This is a genomic window from Streptomyces sp. NPDC001157 (assembly GCF_053598255.1).
Map to the genome: position 1 here is coordinate 110,903 of NZ_JBSFJW010000023.1, position 20,819 is coordinate 131,721.

15 protein-coding genes are annotated in these 20,819 nt (G+C 71.2%); 10 read left to right on the forward strand and 5 right to left on the reverse strand.

All coding sequences use genetic code 11. From position 1 onward, the window contains the following. The first annotated feature begins 91 nt into the window (after positions 1–91). The 4 genes from ACWDAG_RS31910 (at position 92) to ACWDAG_RS31925 (ending at position 4,701) form a co-directional block, all read left to right on the forward strand. Positions 92–1,369: an aspartate kinase gene (locus tag ACWDAG_RS31910; RefSeq protein ID WP_450699008.1), complete on the forward strand. Its 1,278-nt coding sequence runs from the start codon at positions 92–94 to the stop codon at positions 1,367–1,369. Next, positions 1,369–2,427, forward strand: a complete 1,059-nt coding sequence (locus ACWDAG_RS31915) for an aspartate-semialdehyde dehydrogenase (RefSeq protein WP_450699009.1) — start codon at positions 1,369–1,371, stop codon at positions 2,425–2,427. Before ACWDAG_RS31910 ends, ACWDAG_RS31915 begins: the two co-directional genes overlap by 1 nt. A gap of 517 nt (positions 2,428–2,944) precedes the next feature. Continuing rightward, positions 2,945–3,550: a SigE family RNA polymerase sigma factor gene (locus ACWDAG_RS31920; RefSeq protein WP_450699039.1), complete on the forward strand. Its 606-nt coding sequence runs from the start codon at positions 2,945–2,947 to the stop codon at positions 3,548–3,550. Between the two features lie 107 nt (positions 3,551–3,657). Further along, complete coding sequence (locus tag ACWDAG_RS31925) at positions 3,658–4,701, forward strand: hypothetical protein (protein ID WP_450699010.1); 1,044 nt, start codon at positions 3,658–3,660, stop codon at positions 4,699–4,701. 88 nt (positions 4,702–4,789) lie between these two features. Here ACWDAG_RS31925 and ACWDAG_RS31930 read toward each other — a convergent pair whose 3' ends face one another. The 3 genes from ACWDAG_RS31930 to ACWDAG_RS31940 are packed head-to-tail and all read right to left on the reverse strand — an operon-like array spanning position 4,790 to position 6,877. Beyond that, on the reverse strand, positions 4,790–5,569 hold the full coding sequence (locus ACWDAG_RS31930; RefSeq protein ID WP_450699011.1) for an SURF1 family protein: 780 nt from the start codon (positions 5,567–5,569) through the stop codon (positions 4,790–4,792). A gap of 45 nt (positions 5,570–5,614) precedes the next feature. After that, positions 5,615–5,989 (reverse strand): nuclear transport factor 2 family protein, encoded by a 375-nt coding sequence (locus ACWDAG_RS31935; RefSeq protein WP_450699012.1) that lies wholly within the window; start codon positions 5,987–5,989, stop codon positions 5,615–5,617. A gap of 30 nt (positions 5,990–6,019) precedes the next feature. Next, the gene (locus ACWDAG_RS31940; RefSeq protein WP_450699013.1) at positions 6,020–6,877 is read right to left on the reverse strand and encodes a class I SAM-dependent methyltransferase; all 858 of its coding nucleotides are present in this window, start codon (positions 6,875–6,877) and stop codon (positions 6,020–6,022) included. Positions 6,878–6,991: 114 nt separating this feature from the next. Between ACWDAG_RS31940 and ACWDAG_RS31945 the strand changes: the two genes are divergently transcribed. Next, positions 6,992–8,824, forward strand: a complete 1,833-nt coding sequence (locus tag ACWDAG_RS31945; protein ID WP_450699014.1) for a prolyl oligopeptidase family serine peptidase — start codon at positions 6,992–6,994, stop codon at positions 8,822–8,824. Between the two features lie 173 nt (positions 8,825–8,997). Here the strand turns inward: ACWDAG_RS31945 and ACWDAG_RS31950 are convergent, their stop codons facing one another. Continuing rightward, positions 8,998–10,884: an NAD-binding protein gene (locus tag ACWDAG_RS31950; protein ID WP_450699040.1), complete on the reverse strand. Its 1,887-nt coding sequence runs from the start codon at positions 10,882–10,884 to the stop codon at positions 8,998–9,000. Between the two features lie 187 nt (positions 10,885–11,071). Between ACWDAG_RS31950 and ACWDAG_RS31955 the strand changes: the two genes are divergently transcribed. The 3 genes from ACWDAG_RS31955 to ACWDAG_RS31965 all read left to right on the forward strand — a co-directional run bounded on the left by ACWDAG_RS31955 (position 11,072) and on the right by ACWDAG_RS31965 (position 13,463). Next, the gene (locus ACWDAG_RS31955; RefSeq protein ID WP_450699015.1) at positions 11,072–12,154 is read left to right on the forward strand and encodes a permease; all 1,083 of its coding nucleotides are present in this window, start codon (positions 11,072–11,074) and stop codon (positions 12,152–12,154) included. Continuing rightward, a complete protein-coding gene (locus ACWDAG_RS31960; protein WP_450699016.1) occupies positions 12,151–12,903 on the forward strand; it encodes a TIGR03943 family putative permease subunit in 753 nt (250 codons plus the stop codon). Before ACWDAG_RS31955 ends, ACWDAG_RS31960 begins: the two co-directional genes overlap by 4 nt. Before the next feature lie 95 nt (positions 12,904–12,998). Then, complete coding sequence (locus tag ACWDAG_RS31965; RefSeq protein ID WP_450699017.1) at positions 12,999–13,463, forward strand: hypothetical protein; 465 nt, start codon at positions 12,999–13,001, stop codon at positions 13,461–13,463. 175 nt (positions 13,464–13,638) lie between these two features. Here ACWDAG_RS31965 and ACWDAG_RS31970 read toward each other — a convergent pair whose 3' ends face one another. Then, entirely contained in the window at positions 13,639–17,649 is a 4,011-nt protein-coding gene (locus ACWDAG_RS31970; protein ID WP_450699018.1) for an nSTAND1 domain-containing NTPase, read from the reverse strand. Positions 17,650–18,157: 508 nt separating this feature from the next. On the opposite strand from ACWDAG_RS31970, the gene ACWDAG_RS31975 reads away from it, so the two are divergent. Continuing rightward, complete coding sequence (locus ACWDAG_RS31975; RefSeq protein WP_450699019.1) at positions 18,158–18,805, forward strand: hypothetical protein; 648 nt, start codon at positions 18,158–18,160, stop codon at positions 18,803–18,805. 252 nt (positions 18,806–19,057) lie between these two features. Continuing rightward, positions 19,058–20,776 carry an FG-GAP-like repeat-containing protein gene (locus ACWDAG_RS31980; protein WP_450699020.1) on the forward strand — a complete coding sequence of 573 codons (1,719 nt, stop codon included), beginning with the start codon at positions 19,058–19,060 and terminating at the stop codon, positions 20,774–20,776. The last annotated feature ends 43 nt before the right edge of the window (positions 20,777–20,819 follow it).

The following is a 20,819-nucleotide window of genomic DNA, read 5'->3' on the forward strand; positions in this document are numbered from 1 at the left end:
CCCAAGGTCGTTTTCGGACGCTCGTTAGACTGAACCGACCGCCGTACTCATGCGTACGTGCGGAAAGACACGGACTGAGCGAGGAGCGCACGTGGGCCTTGTCGTGCAGAAGTACGGAGGCTCCTCCGTAGCCGATGCCGAGGGCATCAAGCGCGTCGCCAAGCGGATCGTGGAAGCGAAGAAGAACGGCCACCAGGTGGTCGTGGTCGTTTCCGCGATGGGCGACACGACGGACGAGCTGATCGATCTCGCCGAGCAGGTATCTCCGATGCCGGCCGGGCGTGAGTTCGACATGCTGCTGACCGCCGGAGAGCGGATCTCCATGGCACTGCTGGCCATGGCGATCAAAAACCTGGGTCACGAGGCCCAGAGCTTCACCGGCAGCCAGGCAGGCGTCATCACCGACTCCGTTCACAACAAAGCCCGCATCATCGACGTCACGCCCGGCCGTATCCGTGACTCGGTGGACGAGGGCAACATCGCCATCGTCGCCGGGTTCCAGGGCGTCAGCCAGGACAAGAAGGACATCACCACGCTCGGTCGCGGTGGTTCCGACACGACCGCCGTCGCGCTGGCCGCGGCCCTCGACGCCGAGGTGTGCGAGATCTACACCGACGTCGACGGCGTGTTCACCGCCGACCCGCGTGTGGTGAAGAAGGCGAAGAAGATTGACTGGATCGCCTTCGAGGACATGCTGGAGCTCGCCGCCTCCGGCTCCAAGGTGCTGCTCCACCGCTGTGTGGAGTACGCCCGCCGCTACAACATCCCGATCCACGTCCGGTCCAGCTTCAGCGGACTGCAGGGCACCTGGGTCAGCAGTGAGCCGATCGAGCAAGGGGACAAGAAGGTGGAGCAGGCCATCATCTCCGGTGTCGCGCACGACACCTCGGAGGCCAAGGTCACGGTCGTCGGCGTCCCGGACAAGCCGGGCGAGGCCGCCTCGATCTTCCGCGCCATCGCCGACGCCGAGATCAACATCGACATGGTCGTGCAGAACGTGTCCGCCGCCTCCACCGGGCTGACGGACATCTCCTTCACCCTCCCCAAGACCGAGGGCCGCAAGGCCATCGACGCCCTGGAGCGGGCGAAGACGGCCATCGGGTTCGACTCGCTGCGCTACGACGACCAGATCGGCAAGATCTCGCTGGTCGGCGCGGGTATGAAGACCAACCCGGGTGTCACGGCGTCCTTCTTCGAGGCGCTGTCCGACGCCGGCGTGAACATCGAGCTGATCTCGACCTCGGAGATCCGTATCTCGGTCGTCACCCGCGCCGACGACGTGCCGGAGGCCGTGCGCGCCGTGCACACCGCCTTCGGCCTCGACTCCGACACCGCCGAGGCGGTCGTCTACGGCGGCACCGGACGCTGATGCCCGGGCCCGTACGGCCGACGCTCGCGGTCGTGGGAGCGACCGGAGCCGTCGGCACGGTCATGCTCCAGATCCTGTCCCAGCACGCGGACATCTGGGGCGAGATCCGCCTGATCGCCTCACCGCGCTCGGCCGGCCGCAAGCTGGCCGTGCGCGGTCAGGAGGTCGAGGTGGTGGCCCTCACCGAGGAGGCCTTCGACGGGGTCGACGTCGCCATGTTCGACGTACCCGACGAGGTGTCCGCGCACTGGGCGCCGATCGCCGCCGCCAAGGGCGCGGTGGTGGTGGACAACTCGGGCGCCTTCCGGATGGACCCGGAGGTGCCGCTGGTCGTCCCGGAGGTCAATCCGCACTGCGCCCGCCGCCGGCCCCGCGGGATCATCGCCAACCCCAACTGCACGACCCTCTCCATGATCGTGGCCCTGGGCGCGCTGCACGCCGAGTTCGGGCTGCGCGAACTGGTGGTCTCCTCTTACCAGGCGGTCAGCGGGGCGGGACGTGCCGGGGTGGAGACCCTGCGGCAGCAGCTGTCCCTCGTCGCCGGTACGGAGCTGGGGACCAGCCCCGGGGATGTGCGGCGGGCCGTCGGCGACAACACCGGGCCGTTTCCGGAGCCGGTCGCGCTGAACGTCGTACCGTGGGCCGGATCCCTGCGCGAGGACGGCTGGTCCTCGGAGGAGATGAAGGTGCGGGACGAGTCCCGCAAGATCCTCGGCCTGCCCAAGCTGCCCGTCGCCGTCACCTGCGTACGGGTACCCGTGGTCACCACGCACTCCCTCACCGTCCACGCCCGCTTCCAGGGCGAGGTCACCGTCGACGGGGCTCGGGAGATCCTCGCGACCGCCCCCGGAGTCGTCCTCTTCGACGACCCGGCCGCGGGCGAGTTCCCCACGCCCGCCGATGTCGTGGGCACGGACCCGACCTGGGTGGGCCGGGTGCGGCGCGCGCTCGACGACCCCACGGCGCTCGAACTCTTCGTTTGCGGCGACAACCTCCGCAAGGGCGCCGCCCTCAACACCGCACAGATCGCGGAGCTGGTGGCGACCGAGTTCAGGTGACGGGCCGTGACGGTGGTCGCGCTCCCATGACGTGCCGTGTTGCGTGCAACACATGTACAAGTAAGGGGTTTCTGCCGGAAAAGCCCTGGCCGTGGCCTGTTTGATTTGTAGGATCTGTGGGCGGCGTGTGGCCCGGTCAATGGTTCGTACCACTTGCCCCAGGCCACCAAGACGTCCGAAGATTTCCCTCCCCGCTCTCCGCAACCGCGCGAAGGGCGGGGAGCGTCTTTGCGAGCGCCCTTCGGGGGCACGGGGGATGCGCGGCGAGGCGTGGGGACGCCTCGAACATTCGTGACATAGGGGAAGAGCGGGTAGGCATGAGGGCGTTTGACGCACGGTCAGTTGCGCTGCCTGACACCGGACGGCCGAGTGCGGCACATGACGCAAAAGTGACGCCCGGCACGTACAACCCTGACGGGGGGGAGCGTGTCCAACTGGCGTGGCAGAGGTTCTCGACTTCCAGGCGGCGACCCGCGGTATGGCCCTACGGCCACCCCGTCCGTCGCTCCGACCCCGCATGCCCGGTGCGCCCGGCGGCATGCCGGTGATCGCGCCCATGCCCGCAGCGCGGCCCGCCCGCATACCGAATCAGCGTGACGGCGCCGACTACGCCGAGGACACAGCGGCGGCCGGTACGACCGTCGACCACCTCACCGAGACCTACCGCGCGCACTACCGCTCGCTGCTCGGTCTCGCCGCCCTCCTGCTCGACGACACCGCCTCCTGCGAGGACGTCGTCCAGGAGGCCTTCATCCGCGTGCACTCGGCACGCAAACGGGTCCGCGACCCCGAGAAGACGCTCGCCTATCTGCGTCAGACGGTCGTCAATCTCTCCCGCTCCGCCTTGCGCCGCCGCATCCTGGGCCTCAAGCTCCTGTCCAAGCCGATGCCCGACATGGCGAGTGCCGAGGAGGGTGCGTACGACCAGCTGGAGCGCGACTCCCTGATCAAGGCGATGAAGGGCCTGCAGCGCCGCCAGCGCGAGGTCCTGGTGCTGCGCTACTTCGCGGACATGACCGAGGCGCAGGTCGCCGAGACGCTCGGGATATCGCTGGGCTCGGTCAAGGCGTACGGCTCCCGCGGCATCGCGGCCCTCCGTCTCGCGATGGAGGAACCGGCATGAACAAGGACGGCGAGGGACGTGATTCCCATGAGCGCCATGAGCCCTTCGCATGGCACGAGCCGACGGCAACACAAGAGCAAGAGCAATCGCACGCTGGGAACGGAACTGTGAACCACGGCCCCGACGACCAGAGCCCCGAGAACGGGCTCGACTCGGACGAGCTGGCTCTGCGCAGGATGCTGCACCAGGCGGTGCAGACGGTCGAACCGCGCGACGGCACGCTGGACCTCCTGCGGCGGGCCGTACCCGCACGACGCGCCCGCAAGCGGCAGGCAGTCGTCGGCATGGCGGCCGCCGCGCTGTTCATCGGCACCGCCGTCCCGGCCCTGTGGCACGTCTCCAACTCCACCGGCTCCGACGTCAACCCGTCCGTCGCCGGCCAGGCCTCGCAGGCCCAGGGCGGGGCGAGCCAGGGAAAAAACGCGGGCGGCGCTGAGAGCACCGCAGGCGGCAACCCGGGAAAGTCCCCGGGCAAGGGCAAGGGCGACTCGAAGGGCGACGGCAAGGGCCCCGGTACGGGCCCGGGCAGCAGCACCAACCCCGCCTCCACGAGCGCCCCCGCCGCCCCCGTGTGCACGGCCGACCAGCTCGGCTCGCCCACCCAGTCCGTCGCCGCCCCCGATGCCGGCGGTGTGGTCTACGGCACCTTCCGCGTCGTCAACATCTCCACCTCCGCCTGCACCCTCGGCGGGGCGGGGACGGTGAGCACGCTCGCGCAGGGTGCCGCGGACAGCACCAAGATCACTTCGGCGCGGCATGTGTCCGGGGACGCCGCGGCCGGGCTGCCCGACCCGTCCACCGAGGTCACCGGGCTGCAGCTGCAGCCGGGCGCGGCCTACGAGGAGAAGTTCGCCTGGGTTCCCTCCCAGACCTGCCCCACCACGGGCGGCACCACCGGCGGCACCACCGACGGTGGTTCCACCGCGAGCCCCACCCCGACCCCGACCGCCGACGCCGGCAGCACGTCCGGCACCGGCACCACCGGCACGGACAGCGGCGTCACCACGCAGATGATGGCGGCGGACGGCACGGCGGACGGCAGCGTGGTCGTGTCCCACACGACGGCGGCCGGGTCCCCCACGGTGTCGGCGACGGTGTCCAACGCGTGCGCGGGGACGGTCATCTACACCGGGGTGCTGGCCGGGTCGTAACCGGGGGTTGCCGCCCCCAGACCCCCGCTTCGGCCTGGACGGCCTCGTCCTCAAACGCCGGACGGGCTGAGACTACCGACCGGCGGCCTCAGGCGGTCACCGTCTCCTCTTCCGCCACCAGCCCCATCGCCGCATCCCGCGCGAATTCCGCCTCACGCCGCAGCAACCGGAACCACATGAAGACCACGAACCCGGCGAAGACGAACCACTCACCGGTGTAGCCCAGGTTCTGGAACGCCTTCAGGTCGAGGCCGGAGTCCGCGGGCGCCGTAGCCGGCACGGCGGTCATCCCGGCATCGGCCTTGTCCAGCGTGACCCACGCGTCGTACACGTCGTACGGCACCAGATTCACCAGCGACGCCGAGCTGATCGCCGCGGTCTGGCCGGACGGCAGGCCACCCTGGGCGCTCACCCCGTTGTCCCCCGGCGTCTCGGACGCCTGCAGCGCACCGGTGACGGTGACCTGACCGGTGGGCGCTGCGGGCGCCCTGGCCGCGTCGGCGGAACCCGGCAGCCAGCCCCGCACCACGGGCAGCGCCTTGCCGCCGTCGGTGCGCAGCAGCGTCAGCACGTAGAAACCGCGCTTGCCGTCGAGCTGCCGGTCCGGCACGAGCAGCTGCTTGCCGTACCGCCCGGTCGCGGTGGCCTGTCTGCCGGACGTCGCCTTGTTCACGGGGAGCAGCTCCCGCAGCGGTCGGGCCGTCTCGTGCCGGTCCGTCGTGACCTGCTCCGTCGCGTCCCGGTGGGCCTGCACCCGGTCCTCGAACCGGCTCAGCTGCCACGATCCCATGAAGATGCAGAAAGGGATGGCGAGCAGCACGAAGACGTTGATCCCCCACCAACGGGGCGTCAGCAGAAACCGGTACACGCCTTCAACGGTACGGGGCCGCTGCGCCAGGCCGGGCCGCGGGGTTCAGTACCGCTCGGCGAGGTGGTCCCGGCCCGCGGGCGGTTCGTAGGACTCGGGCCAGAAGTCGGTGATGGTGGATATGCGGCCGTGCTCGTCCTGAGTGAAGAAGGAGATCGCGTACATCTCCTCCAGCCCCACGGTGAAGTGTGCCCAGCTGACCACCTGTCCCGGCTCGGCAACGATCCGCTCGATCCGCAGGTGCCAATCACCTGGATACTCCCGGTTGAACTGCACGTACCGCTCCCGCCCGCTGATCCGTTCCCGGGTCTGGGGGAGCGTATATACCACGTCCTCGGCGAGGGTGCCTGTGAACGTGTCCCAGTCCCGGGCGTCGGCGGAGGCCCAGAACGTCTCGACTGTCTTGCGCAGATCGGTCATGTCGACGAGTCTGCATCCCGCCACTGACAGTCAGCCCTTGGCCGCCCTCAGCGAGTACATCAGCGGGATGCGCGGCCGGTCCGCCGGAAAGCGGAAGTAGCCGTCCCGCTCCTCGAAGGCCTCGAACTGCCTGAACACCGAGACGTCGTGCTCGCGCAGGAACTCGATGCGCAGGCCCGCCGCGGCGAGCGCGGAGACGACCTCGCCGAGCGGGTGTGTCCACTGCACGGTCCGGTTGTGGACGGTTGCGGTGCTCTCCGCCGCGTACGTGCCGGGGAAGTCGTAGACCTGCGGCTCGCGGTCGAAGTAGTCCCGCACGATCCGTGAACCGGTCTCGTCGTCGAGGACGTCGGTCAGCGGATGGAACTCGGCGAGGTAGAGGAATCCGCCGGGCGCCACGAGGGCGGCGGCCGTCTCGGCCCAGCGCCGGACGTCGGGCAGCCAGCACAGCGCGCCGGTGCCGGTGTAGACGATGTCGTACGAGGGCTCGGGCATCGCAGCCGGCGCGGAGGCCGCGTCGTATACGTCGGACGCGACGAACTGCGCCCGCTCGGGTCCGAGGCCGAGGTCGGCGGCGAGATCGCGGGCGACCGCGACGGCCGGTTCGGAGAAGTCCAGGCCGACGACGCGGGCGGCGCCGTGCCGGGCCCAGGACAGGGTGTCGGTGCCGATGTGGCACTGCAGATGCAGCAGCGACTTACCGGTCACGTCGCCGACCTCGGCCAGTTCGAAGGGGCGCAGGGGGTCCTTGCCGGCCCGGAAGCCGTCGAGGTCGTAGAAGTCGCCGGCGGTGTGCAGCGGGACCCTCTCGTCCCAGTTGGCGCGGTTGGTCTCGCGCCAGTCGGCCGGGGTGGGGGAGGGGCTGGGGGAAGGGCTGGCAGCGGACATGAGTCGAGGATCCTGACCTGCTTGGACGTGCGTTCGGTAAATGCCCGGTAGAAGTTATCCACAGGCTGGGGGCCCCGCCAGCGATTTGTCTGTGGGGACAGGCACTATGGGGCCATGACTGAGAGCAACAGGTCGGCCGCGCCGGAGCGGAACGAGGACATGCCGGACTGGGAGAAGCGCTTCCGGGCGCCGCGGGTGTCGCTGCCCGACTGGGCGGAGGACGCACCGGACCGCTCCCTGTTCGTGTCGAACGCGACGGGGACGTACGAGCTGTACGCCTGGGACCGGGCGACGGGTGGGCAGCGCCAGGTCACGGACCGGCCGAACGGCACGACGGAGGGCCTGCTCACCCCCGACGGCGCATGGATCTGGTGGTTCGACGACAAGGACGGCGACGAGTTCGGCGTCTGGCGCAGACAGCCCTTCGCCGGCGGTGCGGACGAGCTCGCGGCGCCCGGCCTGGAGCCCTCGTACCCGGCGGGCCTGGCCCTTGCCCGGGACGGCCGCACGGCGATCGTCGGCCGCTCCACGGACGAGGACGGTACGACGATCCATCTCGCGCGCACCGGCGAGGCCCCGGTGGAGATCTACCGCCACCGCGAGTCGGCGGGCGTCGGCGACGTCTCCCACGACGGTTCGCTGATCGCCATCGAGCACACGGAGCACGGCGACGCCATGCACTCCGCGCTGCGCGTCCTGCGCCTCGACGGCACGGCGGTCGCCGAGCTGGACGACACCAAGGGCGGCACGGACGAACTGGGCCTGGAGGTCCTGGGCTTCGCCCCCGTCGAGGGCGACACCCGGCTGCTCATCGGCCACCAGCGCCGCGGCCGCTGGGAACCCCTGGTCTGGGACGTGGCGACGGGCGAGGAGACCGACCTGGCCCTGGAGCTGCCCGGTGACGTGAACGCCGAGTGGTTCCCGGACGGCACCGGCCTGCTCATCGTGCACAGCTTCGAGGCCCGCAGCGGACTGTTCCGGTACGACCTGGCGAGCCGCGCCCTGACGGAGATCCCCACTCCGCCCGGCACGGTCTCCGGCGCGACGGCCCGCCCCGACGGCAGCGTGGAGTACCTCTGGTCCTCGGCCGCCGAGCCCTCGGCGGTCCGCTCGACCACGGGCGCCGTCGTCCTCGACCCGCCGGGCATGAAGTCCCCCGGCTCGGTGCCGGTGGAGGACGTGTGGGTGGACGGCCCCGGCGGCCGTATCCACGCCCTGGTCCAGAAGCCGCAGGGCGTCTCGGGCCCCCTGCCCACGGTCTTCGACATCCACGGCGGCCCCACCTGGCACGACAGCGACGCCTTCGCGGCGGGCCCGGCGGCCTGGGTCGACCACGGGTACGCAGTGATCCGCGTCAACTACCGCGGCTCCACCGGCTACGGCCGCGCCTGGACCGACGCCCTCAAGCACCGCGTCGGCCTGATCGAACTGGAGGACATCGAGGCGGTCCGCGCGTGGGCGGTGAACTCCGGCCTGGCCGACCCCGACCGCCTCATCCTCACCGGCGGCTCCTGGGGCGGCTACCTCACCCTCCTCGGCCTCGGCGTCCAGCCGGGCGCCTGGACGCTCGGCATCGCCGCGGTCCCGGTCGCCGACTACGTCACGGCCTACCACGACGAGATGGAGGCCCTGAAGGCCATGGACCGCACCCTCCTCGGCGGCACCCCCGAGGAGGTCCCCGAACGCTTCGAGGCCTCGTCCCCCCTGACCTACGTCGACCAGGTCAGATCCCCGGTCTACATCTCGGCCGGTGTCAACGACCCGCGCTGCCCCATCCGCCAGATCGAGAACTACGTCAAGCGCCTGGAGGCCCGCGGCGCCACCCACGAGGTCTACCGCTACGACGCGGGCCACGGTTCGCTGGTGGTGGACGAGAGAATCAAGCAGGTCCGACTGGAACTGGAGTTCGCGGAGCGGTACTTGGGCGGTGCCTCCCGGTTGGCATAGCCGCGGGCACTGGCGCCGTTGCGGCGGCGCAACCGTAGCCTGCGCTCGGTCGTGCCGTCGTAGCCTGCCTGGCCTGCGGGCAGTCGTGCCGCTGGGGCGGCACGGGTGGGCGCAGGCGACACCCGGCCAGCGCCGGTCAGCGCACCCGCCCCAGCCCCGGCGCCGGGTGCCGCTCAAGCCCCGGCCCGCTCCCGCGGCCGCCGCCCCAACAGCTCCGCCAACCCCCGCCGAGTAGCCGCCAACACCACCCGGTCCGACCCCTTCAGCACCCGCCCATCCGGCAGATCCCACACCAGCCCCGACCCCGCAACCGCCCGCACGTCCTCATACGCCTCCTCGGCGGCCGGCTCCTCCCGCCGCCCGCCGGAGGACACCCCCGTGTCCAAGGCGAGCACCCGCCAAGCCCCCGCCCGAAACGCCTCCGCAACCGTCTTCCCCTCCAGCTGCGGATGCCCGGCCACATCCATCGCGGCGAACAGCAACACCCGCCTCTCCACCGGAATGGCCCCCAGAATCTGCCGCCCCATCATCGCCCCGGCAAAAGCGGGCGCCGCCAGATGGGACACACTGCGGCTCCGCGTGGAGGCACGCGGATGAGCAGCCCGCAGCGTCCGGTACACGGCGGTCGCGAAGTCGTCGTCGTACAGCCGCAGCACGACCCGCAGATCGGGCCGCACGGACCGCGCGTACAGCGCGGCCTCGAGGTTCGTCGTGTCCGCGCTGGTCACCGCCAGCAGCGCATGCGCACGGTGGATCTTGGCGGCCTCCAGAACGCCCTCCTGGGTGACGTCCCCGAGCACCACAGGAACCCGCAGCCGCCGCGCCGTGGCCAGCCCCCGTGCATCCGGGTCGGACTCGACGCACACCACGGGGATGTGCAGTTCCCGCAGCCTGGTCAGCACCCGCGTACCGATCTTGCCGAGCCCGAGGAGGACCACATGCCCGCCCAGCCCCCGCGGCGGCTTCCGCAGCGCGCCCGCGGTCCGGAAGGTGCCCAGCGCCTCCAGCACCGCGGCCAGCAGAACCGGCAGCAGCAGCAACCCCGTGAGCCCGGAGAGGAGTTGAAGGATCTGCCGCCCGACGGACTCGCCGATGGCGGGGTTGTCGATGGCGAAGAGATCGAGCAGCGTCAGATAGAACGCGCTCAGCGGATGCATCCGCGGCGTCACCAGCCACAACGCCACCGCGAGCGCCACCACGCACCCGACCATGCCCGCCAGCGACCACCGCAGCCGCCGCGAGAACAGCGAGGAGAGCGCCACCGACCCGCGGGCCGGGGGCAGTTGGGGCCCGGCGTACGACACCTGCTCCAGTACGACGGTGCCGCGGCCGGTCGCGGCGCGGACCGCCGCCGCGTCGGGCAGCAGCTCCGGCCCCTGCTCGCCGCCGTTGTCGGCACCGTCCGCGGACAGCAGCGCCAGCGTGGCCAGCCCCGGCCGGGCCAACTGCCCCACGAGCGGCGTCCGTTCCACCGCCCGCAGCAGCAGCCCGTCGGTCTGTACGACCTTGCTGGTGCCGGCGACGGCGGTGGCGGCCAGCGCGGGCGCGGCCGTGTCGGCGTCGGAGAGCACGGTGGTGGACGTGTCGCTGCCCGAGGATCCGCCGTCGCCGGTCGCCAACGCGGCGGCCTGGTCGAGGAGTTCCTCGATGTGCTGGCCGAGCCGACGGTTGTAGAGCCTGAGGACGAGCCGCAGCCGGGGGTTGAGCCGACGGGCGGTGAGGGCGGCACGGATGTTGGTCTCGTCGTCGTCGTACATGAGCGCCAGCGCGGCGGCCCGCTCCACGCCCGCCGCGCCGAGCACCTCCTCGGTCGCCTCGGCGGCCTCCACGACCTGGGCGTTTGCGACGACGGGTTCGGCGGCGGCGCCGTTCGCCCGGTTGACCGCCGCGTTCACCACCCGGTCGAGGAGTGCCGCTGTCGTCGCCCGCGCGCGCCCGACCACCGGCGGTCGCACCCCGCGGTCGGCGGGCGGGACGACGAGCGTGACCTGTTCGCCGTACACACCCCGCAGTTCGGCGGCCAGCCGATGCGCCAGTCCGTCGTCGCCGCACACCACCATGTGCGCCGACACGTCACCACTCGCCACACCCTGATTCGGAACGCTCCCCACGAGTGAGAAGAGTGCCAGGGTGCAAGAGGCGGTTCCAGAAGCAACTGACCGTAGTCACTGAACGGGTGCGCCTTCTCCACCGTATGGAAGGGGAGGGAAACCAGCGCCCTTCCCCACCACCGGAGGTACCTCGCCCGTGGCCATCACCAAAGCAGCCCCTGCGGGGGCGGACAGCCATGAGCCGGTGGGCGGCCCACCCACCACGAGGCCACCCGACCTGAAACCGTCCGATTCCAAACCGTCCGATCCCAAACCGTCCGATCCGAAGCCGTCCGAGTCGAGGTCTCCCCTCGTCCTGACCATGCTCCTGCTTCTGCTGGTGCTGCTGCAGGGCCCCATCCGAGGGGCGCTCTCCGCACCCGTCATGCAGAGCTGGATGACGGTGTTCGTGGCCGTGCTCGTGCAGGCGCTGCCGTTCCTCGTCCTCGGGGTGCTGCTGTCGGCGGCGATCGCGGTGTTCGTACCGGCGTCGTTCTTCGCCCGCGCGCTGCCGAAGCGGCCCCTGCTGGCGGTCCCGGTCGCCGGGCTGGCGGGCGCGGTGCTCCCGGGCTGCGAGTGCGCGTCGGTGCCGGTGGCGGGCGCGCTGGTGCGCCGGGGTGTCACCCCCGCCGCGGCTCTCGCCTTCCTCCTCTCCGCTCCGGCGATCAACCCGATCGTGCTGACGGCGACCGCGGTCGCCTTCCCCCGCAACCCGGAAATGGTCCTCGCCCGTTTCGTCGGCAGCCTGCTGGTGGCGTGCGTGATGGGCTGGCTGTGGCAACGCCTGGGCCGCACCGACTGGCTGCGTCCGCCGGAGCGTCCGCACTACGACGGCCAGAGCAAGGGGGCCGCCTTCTGGGGCTCGGTCCGGCACGACGTGATGCACGCGGGCGGCTTCCTGGTCATCGGCGCGATGGCCGCCGCGACGCTCAAGGCCCTCGCCCCGGCGAGCTGGCTGCGCACGGCGGCGGCCAACCCGCTGGTCGCGATCCTGGCCCTGGCGATCCTCGCCGTCCTGCTGTCCATCTGCTCGGAGGCGGACGCGTTCGTGGCGGCGTCGCTGACCCAGTTCTCGCTCACGGCCAAGCTGACGTTCCTGGTCGTGGGCCCCATGATCGACCTCAAGCTCTTCGCGATGCAGACGGGCACGTTCGGCCGGGGCTTCGCCCTGCGTTTCGCCCCCGCCACCTTCGCCCTCGCGATCGCCGGCGCGGTCCTGACCGGGGCGGTGCTCCTGTGAACCGGCAGGCACAGGCGGCGGTCCTGTTCCTCACGGGTGCGGCCCTGCTGCACGCGGGCTTCACCAACCTGTACCTGCGCTACGTCAAGGCGGGACTGCAGCCGCTGTTGCTGCTGTCCGGCGGGGTCCTGATCGCGGCGGCGCTGGCGACGGTCTGGTACGAGTGGCGGGGGCGGAAGGAGAACCACGGCGACGGACACAGCGACGGTCACGGCCACGATCATGGGGACGGTCATGTCCACCGAGAACCCCGGGTCTCCTGGCTCCTCGTCCTCCCTCTGCTCGCCCTCATCCTGGTCGCCCCGCCGGCCCTCGGCTCCTACAGCGCCATGCGCACCGGTACGGCCCTGCAGCAGCCGTACGGCTACAACCGGCTGCCCGCGACCGGCCCGCTCGACCTCACCGTGGTCGACTACGCGAGCCGCGCGGTCTACGACCACGGGCGTTCCATCGACGGCCGCCAGATCAAGGTCACCGGGTTCGTCGCACTGGACCGCACCGGCAGCCCGTATCTGGTCCGGATGGCCCTCAACTGCTGTGCCGCGGACGCCCAGCCGGTGAAGATCGCCCTGACCGGCACGATCCCACCGGTCCTGCAGCCGGACAAGTGGCTCCAGGTGACCGGGACTTACACCGCCCAGCAGACCAAGGACCCCGTCAACAACGGCCCGATACCGTACTTCCGCGTCACGGCGGCCACCCCGGTGCCGACGCCGAAGGACCCGTACGACGAGTCCTGGAACAACTGACCGACCCTGGATATCTGACGTACCGTCAGTTACCGTCCTCTGCTGTGCAGCCTGAAAGCAGGTGAGGGAAACGGGTGAATGAAGGGGTGAGCGCAGTGGAGACCACGACACGTCCCGCCAGTCCGCAGCCGACCGGGGCTCCCCGCTGGGTCGCGCAGTTCTACCGGCCCTCCTCGGCGTCGTGGGAGGTGTGTGCGGAGTCCCCGCATCGCGCCCCCGTGCAGTACGCGCTCGGCGAGATGGCCCAGACCGTGCGGGCGCGCGGCGGCGAGTTCGCGGTCAGCCTGTGGGGTCCGGACGACGGCGCGTGGCAGCGCCACGACGTGGCGACCGCGAACGCCCCGGCGCCGCAGCCGCCGTCCGCCGGCCCCGAGGAGCCGAGCACGCTGACGGAGCGGATGAGCGGCCGAAGGCAGCAGGTGCTCATGGCCGGGCTGAGCAAGGCGGGGCTCTACGACCTCGGACCGGACGACCACGCAGCCGTACAGACCCTTGTCGAGCGACTCGACGAGACCACGGTGCGCAAGGTCGCCCAGTGGCTGACCGCCGGCCGGGCATGAGAATGCCCGACCGCTGGCGACGGGGGATGCACCAGCGATCGGGCTGTGGCCAAGCGTAACAAGGTGGAAGGCCCGACGGGAGTCGACTGTTCTGCCGCGTCGCGGGGATGTGGCCGGGATCACTGGGTCGGCCCTGTTGGACAGGGGCGGCCACCAGGGATTCCACCAGGTCGGACTATTGACCGCACGGAGGCTTGTACGAGAGCCGTGGCAGATATTCGTGCCATTTCTCCCGTGTCAGAACACGCTGCGTGGTCGAACAGATGTGCCGGATCGCGTCGTCCGTGTCCAGGTTCCACAGCCGCACGGTGTCGGCGCCGCTCGACACCCCCAGCAGATGGCTCGTGGGGCTGAACGACAGGAAGTTGCCGGTCTTGGCATTGGGGCTCATGGACTGCCCGATGGCAGCGGCCTCCGAGGGGCGGGCCACGTTCCAGAGGCGGACGGTGTTGTCGTTGCCGCCGCTGGCCAGGGTGCGGCCGTCCTGGCTGAGGGTGAGCGACACGACCGCCTCGGTGTGGCCGGTCAGGGGGCTGCCCTCCTCGCTCGCCTCGCGGGGGTCGGTGACGTTCCACAGCCGAACCGTGTCGTCGTCGCTGCCGCTGATCAGCGTGGAGCCGTCCGGACTGTAGACGAGGACGTTGACCGGTCCGCCGTGCCCCGTGAGCGGTGTGCCGAGGGGCGAGACACGGCGGGGGTCGGTGACGTTCCAGAACCGGATGGTGGCGTCCGCGCTGCCGCTGGCGAGGGTATGGCCGTCCGGGCTGAAGACGAGGCTGTTGATGAAGCCCTTGTGACCGGTGAGCGGTGCGCCGAACTTGGCGGCGCGGGACGGGTCGGCGACGTTCCACAGCTGGACGGTGCGGTCGTCGTAGGGGCTCGCCAGGATGCGTCCGTCCGGGCTGAAGGCCAGCGCGTCGGTGCCCGTGAAGCGGGTCCTTATGGTGAGGGGCGTCCCGTAGGGGACCGGCCGGGCCGGGTCGGCGACGTTCCACAGGTACAGCTTCCGGGCCCCGTTCATCACGGCGAGCGTGTGGCCGTCGGGGGAGAACGTCAGCTGGCGCTGGTGGCCGTCCGCGGGCATGAACGGTTTGCTGATCGCCACGGGCCGGCCGGGAACCTTCACGTTCCACAGCCGGATCCGCCCGTCGCGCGCGGCCATCGCGAGCACCTGTCCGTCGGGGCGGAACGCCCCGAAGGCGCCGACCATGTCCGACGTCGGCACCGACCACAGGCGGACCTTGCTGTCACCGCTGCCGGTGGCAAGGGTGCGGCCGTCGGGGCTGAAGCCCACGGCGTACATCTCGCCGCTGCTGCCCGCGAGCGGCTCGCCGACCTGGGAGGGGGATGCCGGGTCGCTGACGTTCCACAGACTCGCCGTGCTGTCCGCGCTGCCGGCCGCGAGCATGCCGCCCTTCGGGCTGAAGGCCACGGACCACACGGGACCGGTGTGGCCGGTGAGCGGCGAGCCGAGCTCGGCGGCGTTGCTCGGGTCGGTGACGTCCCAGAGCCGGATGGTGTCGTCCGCGCTGCCGCTGGCGAGGGTGTGGCCGTCGGGGCTGAAGGCCACCGAGTGCACGGTGTCCGTATGGCCCTTCAGCACCCGGTCACCCGGCTTCGGACGGTGCGGATCGGACGTGTCCCACAACATGATCGTGTCGTCGTCGCCGCCTGCCGCCAGCAGCCGGCCGTCGGGGCTGAAGGCCACGGACCGCACCGCGGCGGAGTGCCCGGTCAGGGCACCGAGCGTCTTCGGCCGGGCCGGGTCGGTCATGTCCCACAGCCGTACGGTGTCGTCCTCGCCGGCAGCGGCGAGCGTGCGGCCGTCCGGGCTGAAGGCGAGGAGATAGATCGTGCCGGTGTGGCCGGTCAGGGGGCTGCCGAGCGGCTTGGGGTGCGTGGGATCCCGGACGTCCCACAGCCGGACCGTGCCGTCGTCGCCGGTACTGGCGAGGGTGTGGCCGTCCGGGCTGAAGAGTGCGGTGCTCACCCAGCTGGTGTGGCCGGTGAGCGGCTTGCCCAGCGGCTTCGGGCGCGAGCGGTCGCTGACGTCCCACAGCCGGACCGTGCGGTCGTAGCTGGCGGTGGCCAGGAGTTTCCCGTCCGGGCTGAACGAGGTGAGGTAGACGGCGCCGGTGTGGCCGAGCAGCGGCGTGGCCAGCGGCGCGTTGACGATGGAGACCAGCCGGTTGTTGGTGCCCGCGTCGTCCGGCCGTAGATCATGGGCGACCAGGTCCAGCTGGGCGGAGAGCGAGGGGTCGGTGTACTGGACGCGGTCGGCCTCGGCGACCACCTGCTCGAACACCGCGTCGTTGCGCTGCTGCCAGGCGAGGACCGCCGCACCGACGGCCAGCACCGACATGACCACCAGCGCGGCCACCGCCCCGCGCCGCATCACGAGGGTGCGCTTGCGCAGCCGTACCGAAGCGGCCAGGAACTCCACCGCGCTGCGGGTCAGGAAGGTGTCGCCGGCGGACTTCGCCCAATCGCGGGCCCGGGCCAGCCGCGAACCCCGGTACAGCAGCGAGGAGTCGCGGTCCGAGCCCTCCCAGGCCCGGCCGTCCTCCTCCAGCTGCTGGCGCAGCAGATGGTCGCCCCGGCCCTCGTCGATCCAGTCGCGCAGCCGCGGCCAGGCCGTCAGCAGCGCCTCGTGGGTGATCTCCACGGTCTCCGCGTCGAGCGTCACCAGCCGGGCACGGACCAGCGCCTCCAGCGACTCCTCCGTCTTGCCGGGATCCGTCGACTCCTGCGCCAGCTGCCGCCGGGTCCCCCGACGGCGGGTGGCCTGGGTGTCCTCGCCGAGCCGGACCAGCCGCAGCAGCAGCAGCCGTGCGGCCGTACGCGCCGCCGGGTCCAGGCTCGACCAGGCCCGCTCGGCGGTCGCGGCCACCGCGCCCTGGATGCCGCCCGCGGCCCGGTAACCGGCCAGGGTCAGCCGCCCCGCCTTGCGCCGCTGCCAGGTGGCGAGCAGCGCATGGGAGAGCAGCGGCAGCACGCCGGCGTCGTGCGCCCCGCGGGGCCCGTCGGCGCTCACTTCCCGGACGATCAGCTCCGCGAGACCCGGTTCGAGTTCGAGGCCCACGGCCTTGGCCGGCCCGGTCACCGCCTCGCGCAGTTCGGCGGTGCTCAGCGGCCCGAGCACCATGTGCCGGTGCTGCAGCGCGTCGGCCAGTTCGGGATAGCGCAGGCACTGCTCGTAGAAGTCGGCGCGGATACCGAGGACCACGAGCAGGGCGGCCGGGTCGTCCGGCCCGGCGGACGAGCACGCGGCGTGCAGGACCTGGACGAACGTATGCCTGCTGGTCTCGTCGGTGCAGAGGGTGAAGGCCTCCTCGAACTGGTCCACGATGAGGACCGGCCGCCCGCCGGAGGGCGTCTCGCGCCGGGCCCACTCCGTGACGGCACCCCGGACGGCGTGTGCGAACGCGGGAGTGCCGGGTTCCGTCGTCGCGGAGCCCTCCGCCTTGGACATGACGGGTGCGAGCTCGGGGATGCACCGGATCAGCTCCCCGACCGGATCGGCTCCCGGCACGAGTTGCACGACCGCCCTCGGCCGGCTGTCGTCGTCGCCCAGCGCGCCGTTCTGCGCGGCGGGCACCAGCCCGGCGTTGAGCAGGGACGACTTCCCCGCCCCCGAGGCACCGACGAGCATGACCAGCCCACCGGTCTGCTCCGCCGCGTGCAGCTGGTCGACGAGGGCGCCGGTGCTCCGCTCCCGGCCGAAGAACCACCGGGCGTCCTGCTGCCGGTAGGAGGCAAGGCCCCGGTACGGACACACACTGGGGGCGGCCGGATCCTCGGCCGGAGGCCGCTCGTCCACTTCGGCGGCCGCCGGGCGGTCACCGGCCGGGTCGGCCAGGGCACGCTCCCACAGGCGCTGCCACTGACCCAGGTCGTACAGACCGGCGGAGACCGGCGTGGGCCGCGCCCGCCGGGCCTGAGGGATCAGGACGTGCAGCACGGCGGCGAGCGCGGCGAACTGGGCCGGCACGTTCTTGGCCCGCCGCCAGTCGCTGATCCGCTGCGCGGAGACCCGTACGGGCCGCCCCCGCTCGTCCACCCGCTGAAGCTGTACGACCGCCTCGGCGACCCGCGCGAGGGGAGGGTTGCCGGCCTCCTTGTAGAGCAGCGCGAGCCGTTCCGCGAAGGCGGTACGTGCCCCTGAGTCGGAACTCAAGGCCTCCACCCCTCACTCCCCCCGCCTATGGAAAACCGGCCGGTCATCCGGACCGGAAAACTCACTTTATACGGCTGACCTGCGGCGAAGGCCTCCGGAGCGGCACCGGAATCTCCTCACGGAAAGGCACAGCTGGCAGGATCACGACGCAAGGACGAACCCACCGGGCCCCGTCCGCGCAGGCCATCAGCTCAGCGCTCAGGAAGACAGCGCACGGCGCCGAACCTTCTCAGCCGGATTCCGCGGAAGCCATGAGACGGCGCGCCGGGCCCCTCGCCTGAGCCCCCGAGATCCGCGCCGTTCGACACCGGTCCCCACGAGGGGAGGGACCGGGGCCGAACGGCGCGGAGTGCTTTTGATCACTATGGGGGCGGGTCGCTACGGGATTGATCACCGGAGTGGACCTTTTGATCACCGTTGACCCTCCTTTGCATCCGCTGTCACCGGCGTGACCTACGCTCCGCTCACTTCCCAGTGCCACAGGGGCTCTTTTCCGTTCCGGGGGTTCGAAACCACCGTGCGCACGCGCACCCGCACTCTCAGGCCCGCGACCGCACGCGCGGTCCTCTTCGGCTCCACCGCGCTCGCGGTCACCTCGGCCGCGCCCGCGCCGGCCGACCCCGGCGCCGTCCTCCCGGTCACCTCGGCCGGTGACGTCGTCGTGGACGGCGTCCACCAGCGGGTCTTCATCAGCGACCCGAGGAGCGGGAAGGTCGTCGCGACCGACTACAGCGGCACGGTCGAATCGCTGCCCGGGGTCCGCGGCCTGGAACTCTCCGCCGACTCCGGCACCCTGTGCGCGGCCGTCGAGGACGCCGACGCGATCGTCGCCATCGACACCGCGACCGCCACCAAGACCCACCCCTACCCGACGGGCGCCGACACCCAGCCCGAACACCCGGCCCTCGCCGGCGGCAAGCTCTGGTTCGGCTACCGCAACGGCGACAGCGCAAACATCGGCTCGCTCGACCTCAGCGGCACCACCCTGTCGTCACGCTCCGCCAGGACACCACCAAGATCTGGAACGACGCCCGGGCGTCCGCTTCCGCATCCGCTCGTCCTGCATCGACACGACGTCGGGCGACAACGAGAACTCGACGACCTAACGGGACGTGGCGGTACTTCGTCTTCACGAGCTGAGACCGCGGCGGTTGTGCCCCGGTGAATCGACGGTCCGGCCGCTGCCCTACGGTTCATCAGGTTGTGAACCGGTCCGTACCCAACCGGATCCCGCTGACCGACGCCTTCTGTTGCCCCCCACGCCACCCGCGTGCTCACGGATGAGGAAACCGTGCGAATACCCATCTTTCGCGACACGCTCGGAACCTGTGCCGCGATAGCGGCCTCCGTTCTCGTCCTCGCGTCGGCGTCTCCCGCTTCCGCGGGCCCTGGCGCCGGCACCAGGACGGCGTCCACCGTGTCGACCGCGCACGACGCGGGCCGGGGAGGAGCATGGACGAGTGCGGAGGCCGAGAAGTTCTGGACCCCCGAGCGGATGGCCCGGGCCACCCCCGACAGCCCCCGCGGCGAGGCGCCGGCCGGCGGGAAGGCCGAATCCACGCTGAAAGGGGCGGCCGCGCCGAAGAACGGCAGCTACTTCGCCGGTGTCCCCACGGTGGGAACGTTCTTCCACTACGTGACGGACCCGGCCACCGACCAGCTGATCGGACGTTTCTGCTCCGCGAGCGTCGTCGACAGCCCGCAGGGCAACGTCATCCTGACCGCCGCGCACTGCTCCGGCGGCACCAAGGGCATGTTCGTGCCCCGCTACAACGGCAGCGCGAACAACCCCGCCCCCTACGGCCGGTTCGCGGTGCAGCGGTGGATCCGTGACGCACGCTGGTACCAGGCCGCAGGCCACCCCACCCGCGACGCCTACTCCGACTTCGACTACGCCTTCGCCCGGGTCGACGTCAACGGGCAGGGACAGAGCGTGCAGACCGCCGTCGGTGCGGCGCTCCGACTCGGCCAGGTGAAGGGCCAGTACAAGCAGAACGTCACCGTCATCGGTTACCCGGGCAGCCACAACCCGAAGAATCAGCCGTTCATCTGCGCCGGCGTCACCACCCGCCAACTGCCCGGCTATCACCAGATGCGCATGGACTGCGGCGGCTTCTACGGCGGCACCTCCGGAAGCCCCTGGATCACCGGCCTGAACAGGACGACCGGCAGCGGAACCGTCATCGGCAACCTCGGCGGCTACTACGGCGGCGGCCTGGAGAACAACAGCGACCGCATCTCGTTCTCCACCACCTTCGACCAGCGGGCCCTCGAGATCTACGACGCCGCGCAGAACGACACCACTCCACCCCAGTACCCGCGCGGCTACAGCATGTACCCCACGGGCGGGGGCCGTTGGCAGCAGGCCATGAAGACCGCCTCCGGCGACTACACCGGCGACGGCAGGACCGACATGATCGTCGTCTGGGCGAGCGGCGAAGTCACCCTCTACACCGGAGACGGCAACGGCGGCTTCTCGGGCGAACACCGGATCGCGAAGTCCTCGACCTGGACCCACGCCAGGACCATCGCCGCCGGGGACTTCGACGGCAACGACGCCTCCGACCTCATGGTGGTCTGGTCGGACGGCGAAGTGACCCTGTACACCGGAGACGGCAACGGCGGCTTCGCCAAGGAAACCCAGATGGCCAAGCCCAGCAGCACCTGGAAGAGCGCCGTCCAGATCACCGCCGGACGCTACAGCGCGAACCAGCAGGCCGACGACCTCATGGTCCGCTGGACCGACGGCGAGACCACCCTCTACACCGACGTCGACGGCCACGGATTCCGCCACGAGCACCGGCTGCAGCCCCCCAACGACACCTGGCGCCACGCCGCCCTCCTCGCCGCCGGGAACTTCACCGGAGGCGCCAACTGGGACGTCGTCGTGCGCTGGTCCGACGGCGGACTGAGCCTCTACCGCGACTCCTCCGCCTCCGGCGTGGGAACGGAGATCAGGCTCAGGTCCTCTAACAAGCTGTGGACCCGCGCCACCGTCATGACCGCCGGCGCCTACACACCCGGAGGCCCCGACGACCTCCTGGTGCGCTGGTCCGACGGCGAGACCACCCTCTACACCGACACCACGACGACCCTCGGCCACGAACACATGCTCGTACCGCCGAAGGCCGGCTGATCACGACACTGGCCGGCTGATCACTTTCAGGAAGGCGAGGTAC

Excerpts from the sequence above, each read along its gene's own strand:
- ACWDAG_RS31915 (WP_450699009.1), top strand. The coding sequence starts at position 1,369 with ATGCCCGGGCCCGTACGGCCGACGCTCGCGGTCGTGGGAGCGACCGGA.
- ACWDAG_RS31920 (WP_450699039.1), top strand. The coding sequence starts at position 2,945 with ATGCCCGGTGCGCCCGGCGGCATGCCGGTGATCGCGCCCATGCCCGCA.
- ACWDAG_RS31935 (WP_450699012.1), bottom strand. The coding sequence starts at position 5,989 with ATGACCGATCTGCGCAAGACAGTCGAGACGTTCTGGGCCTCCGCCGAC.
- ACWDAG_RS31940 (WP_450699013.1), bottom strand. The coding sequence starts at position 6,877 with ATGTCCGCTGCCAGCCCTTCCCCCAGCCCCTCCCCCACCCCGGCCGAC.
- ACWDAG_RS31945 (WP_450699014.1), top strand. The coding sequence starts at position 6,992 with ATGACTGAGAGCAACAGGTCGGCCGCGCCGGAGCGGAACGAGGACATG.
- ACWDAG_RS31950 (WP_450699040.1), bottom strand. The coding sequence starts at position 10,884 with ATGGTGGTGTGCGGCGACGACGGACTGGCGCATCGGCTGGCCGCCGAA.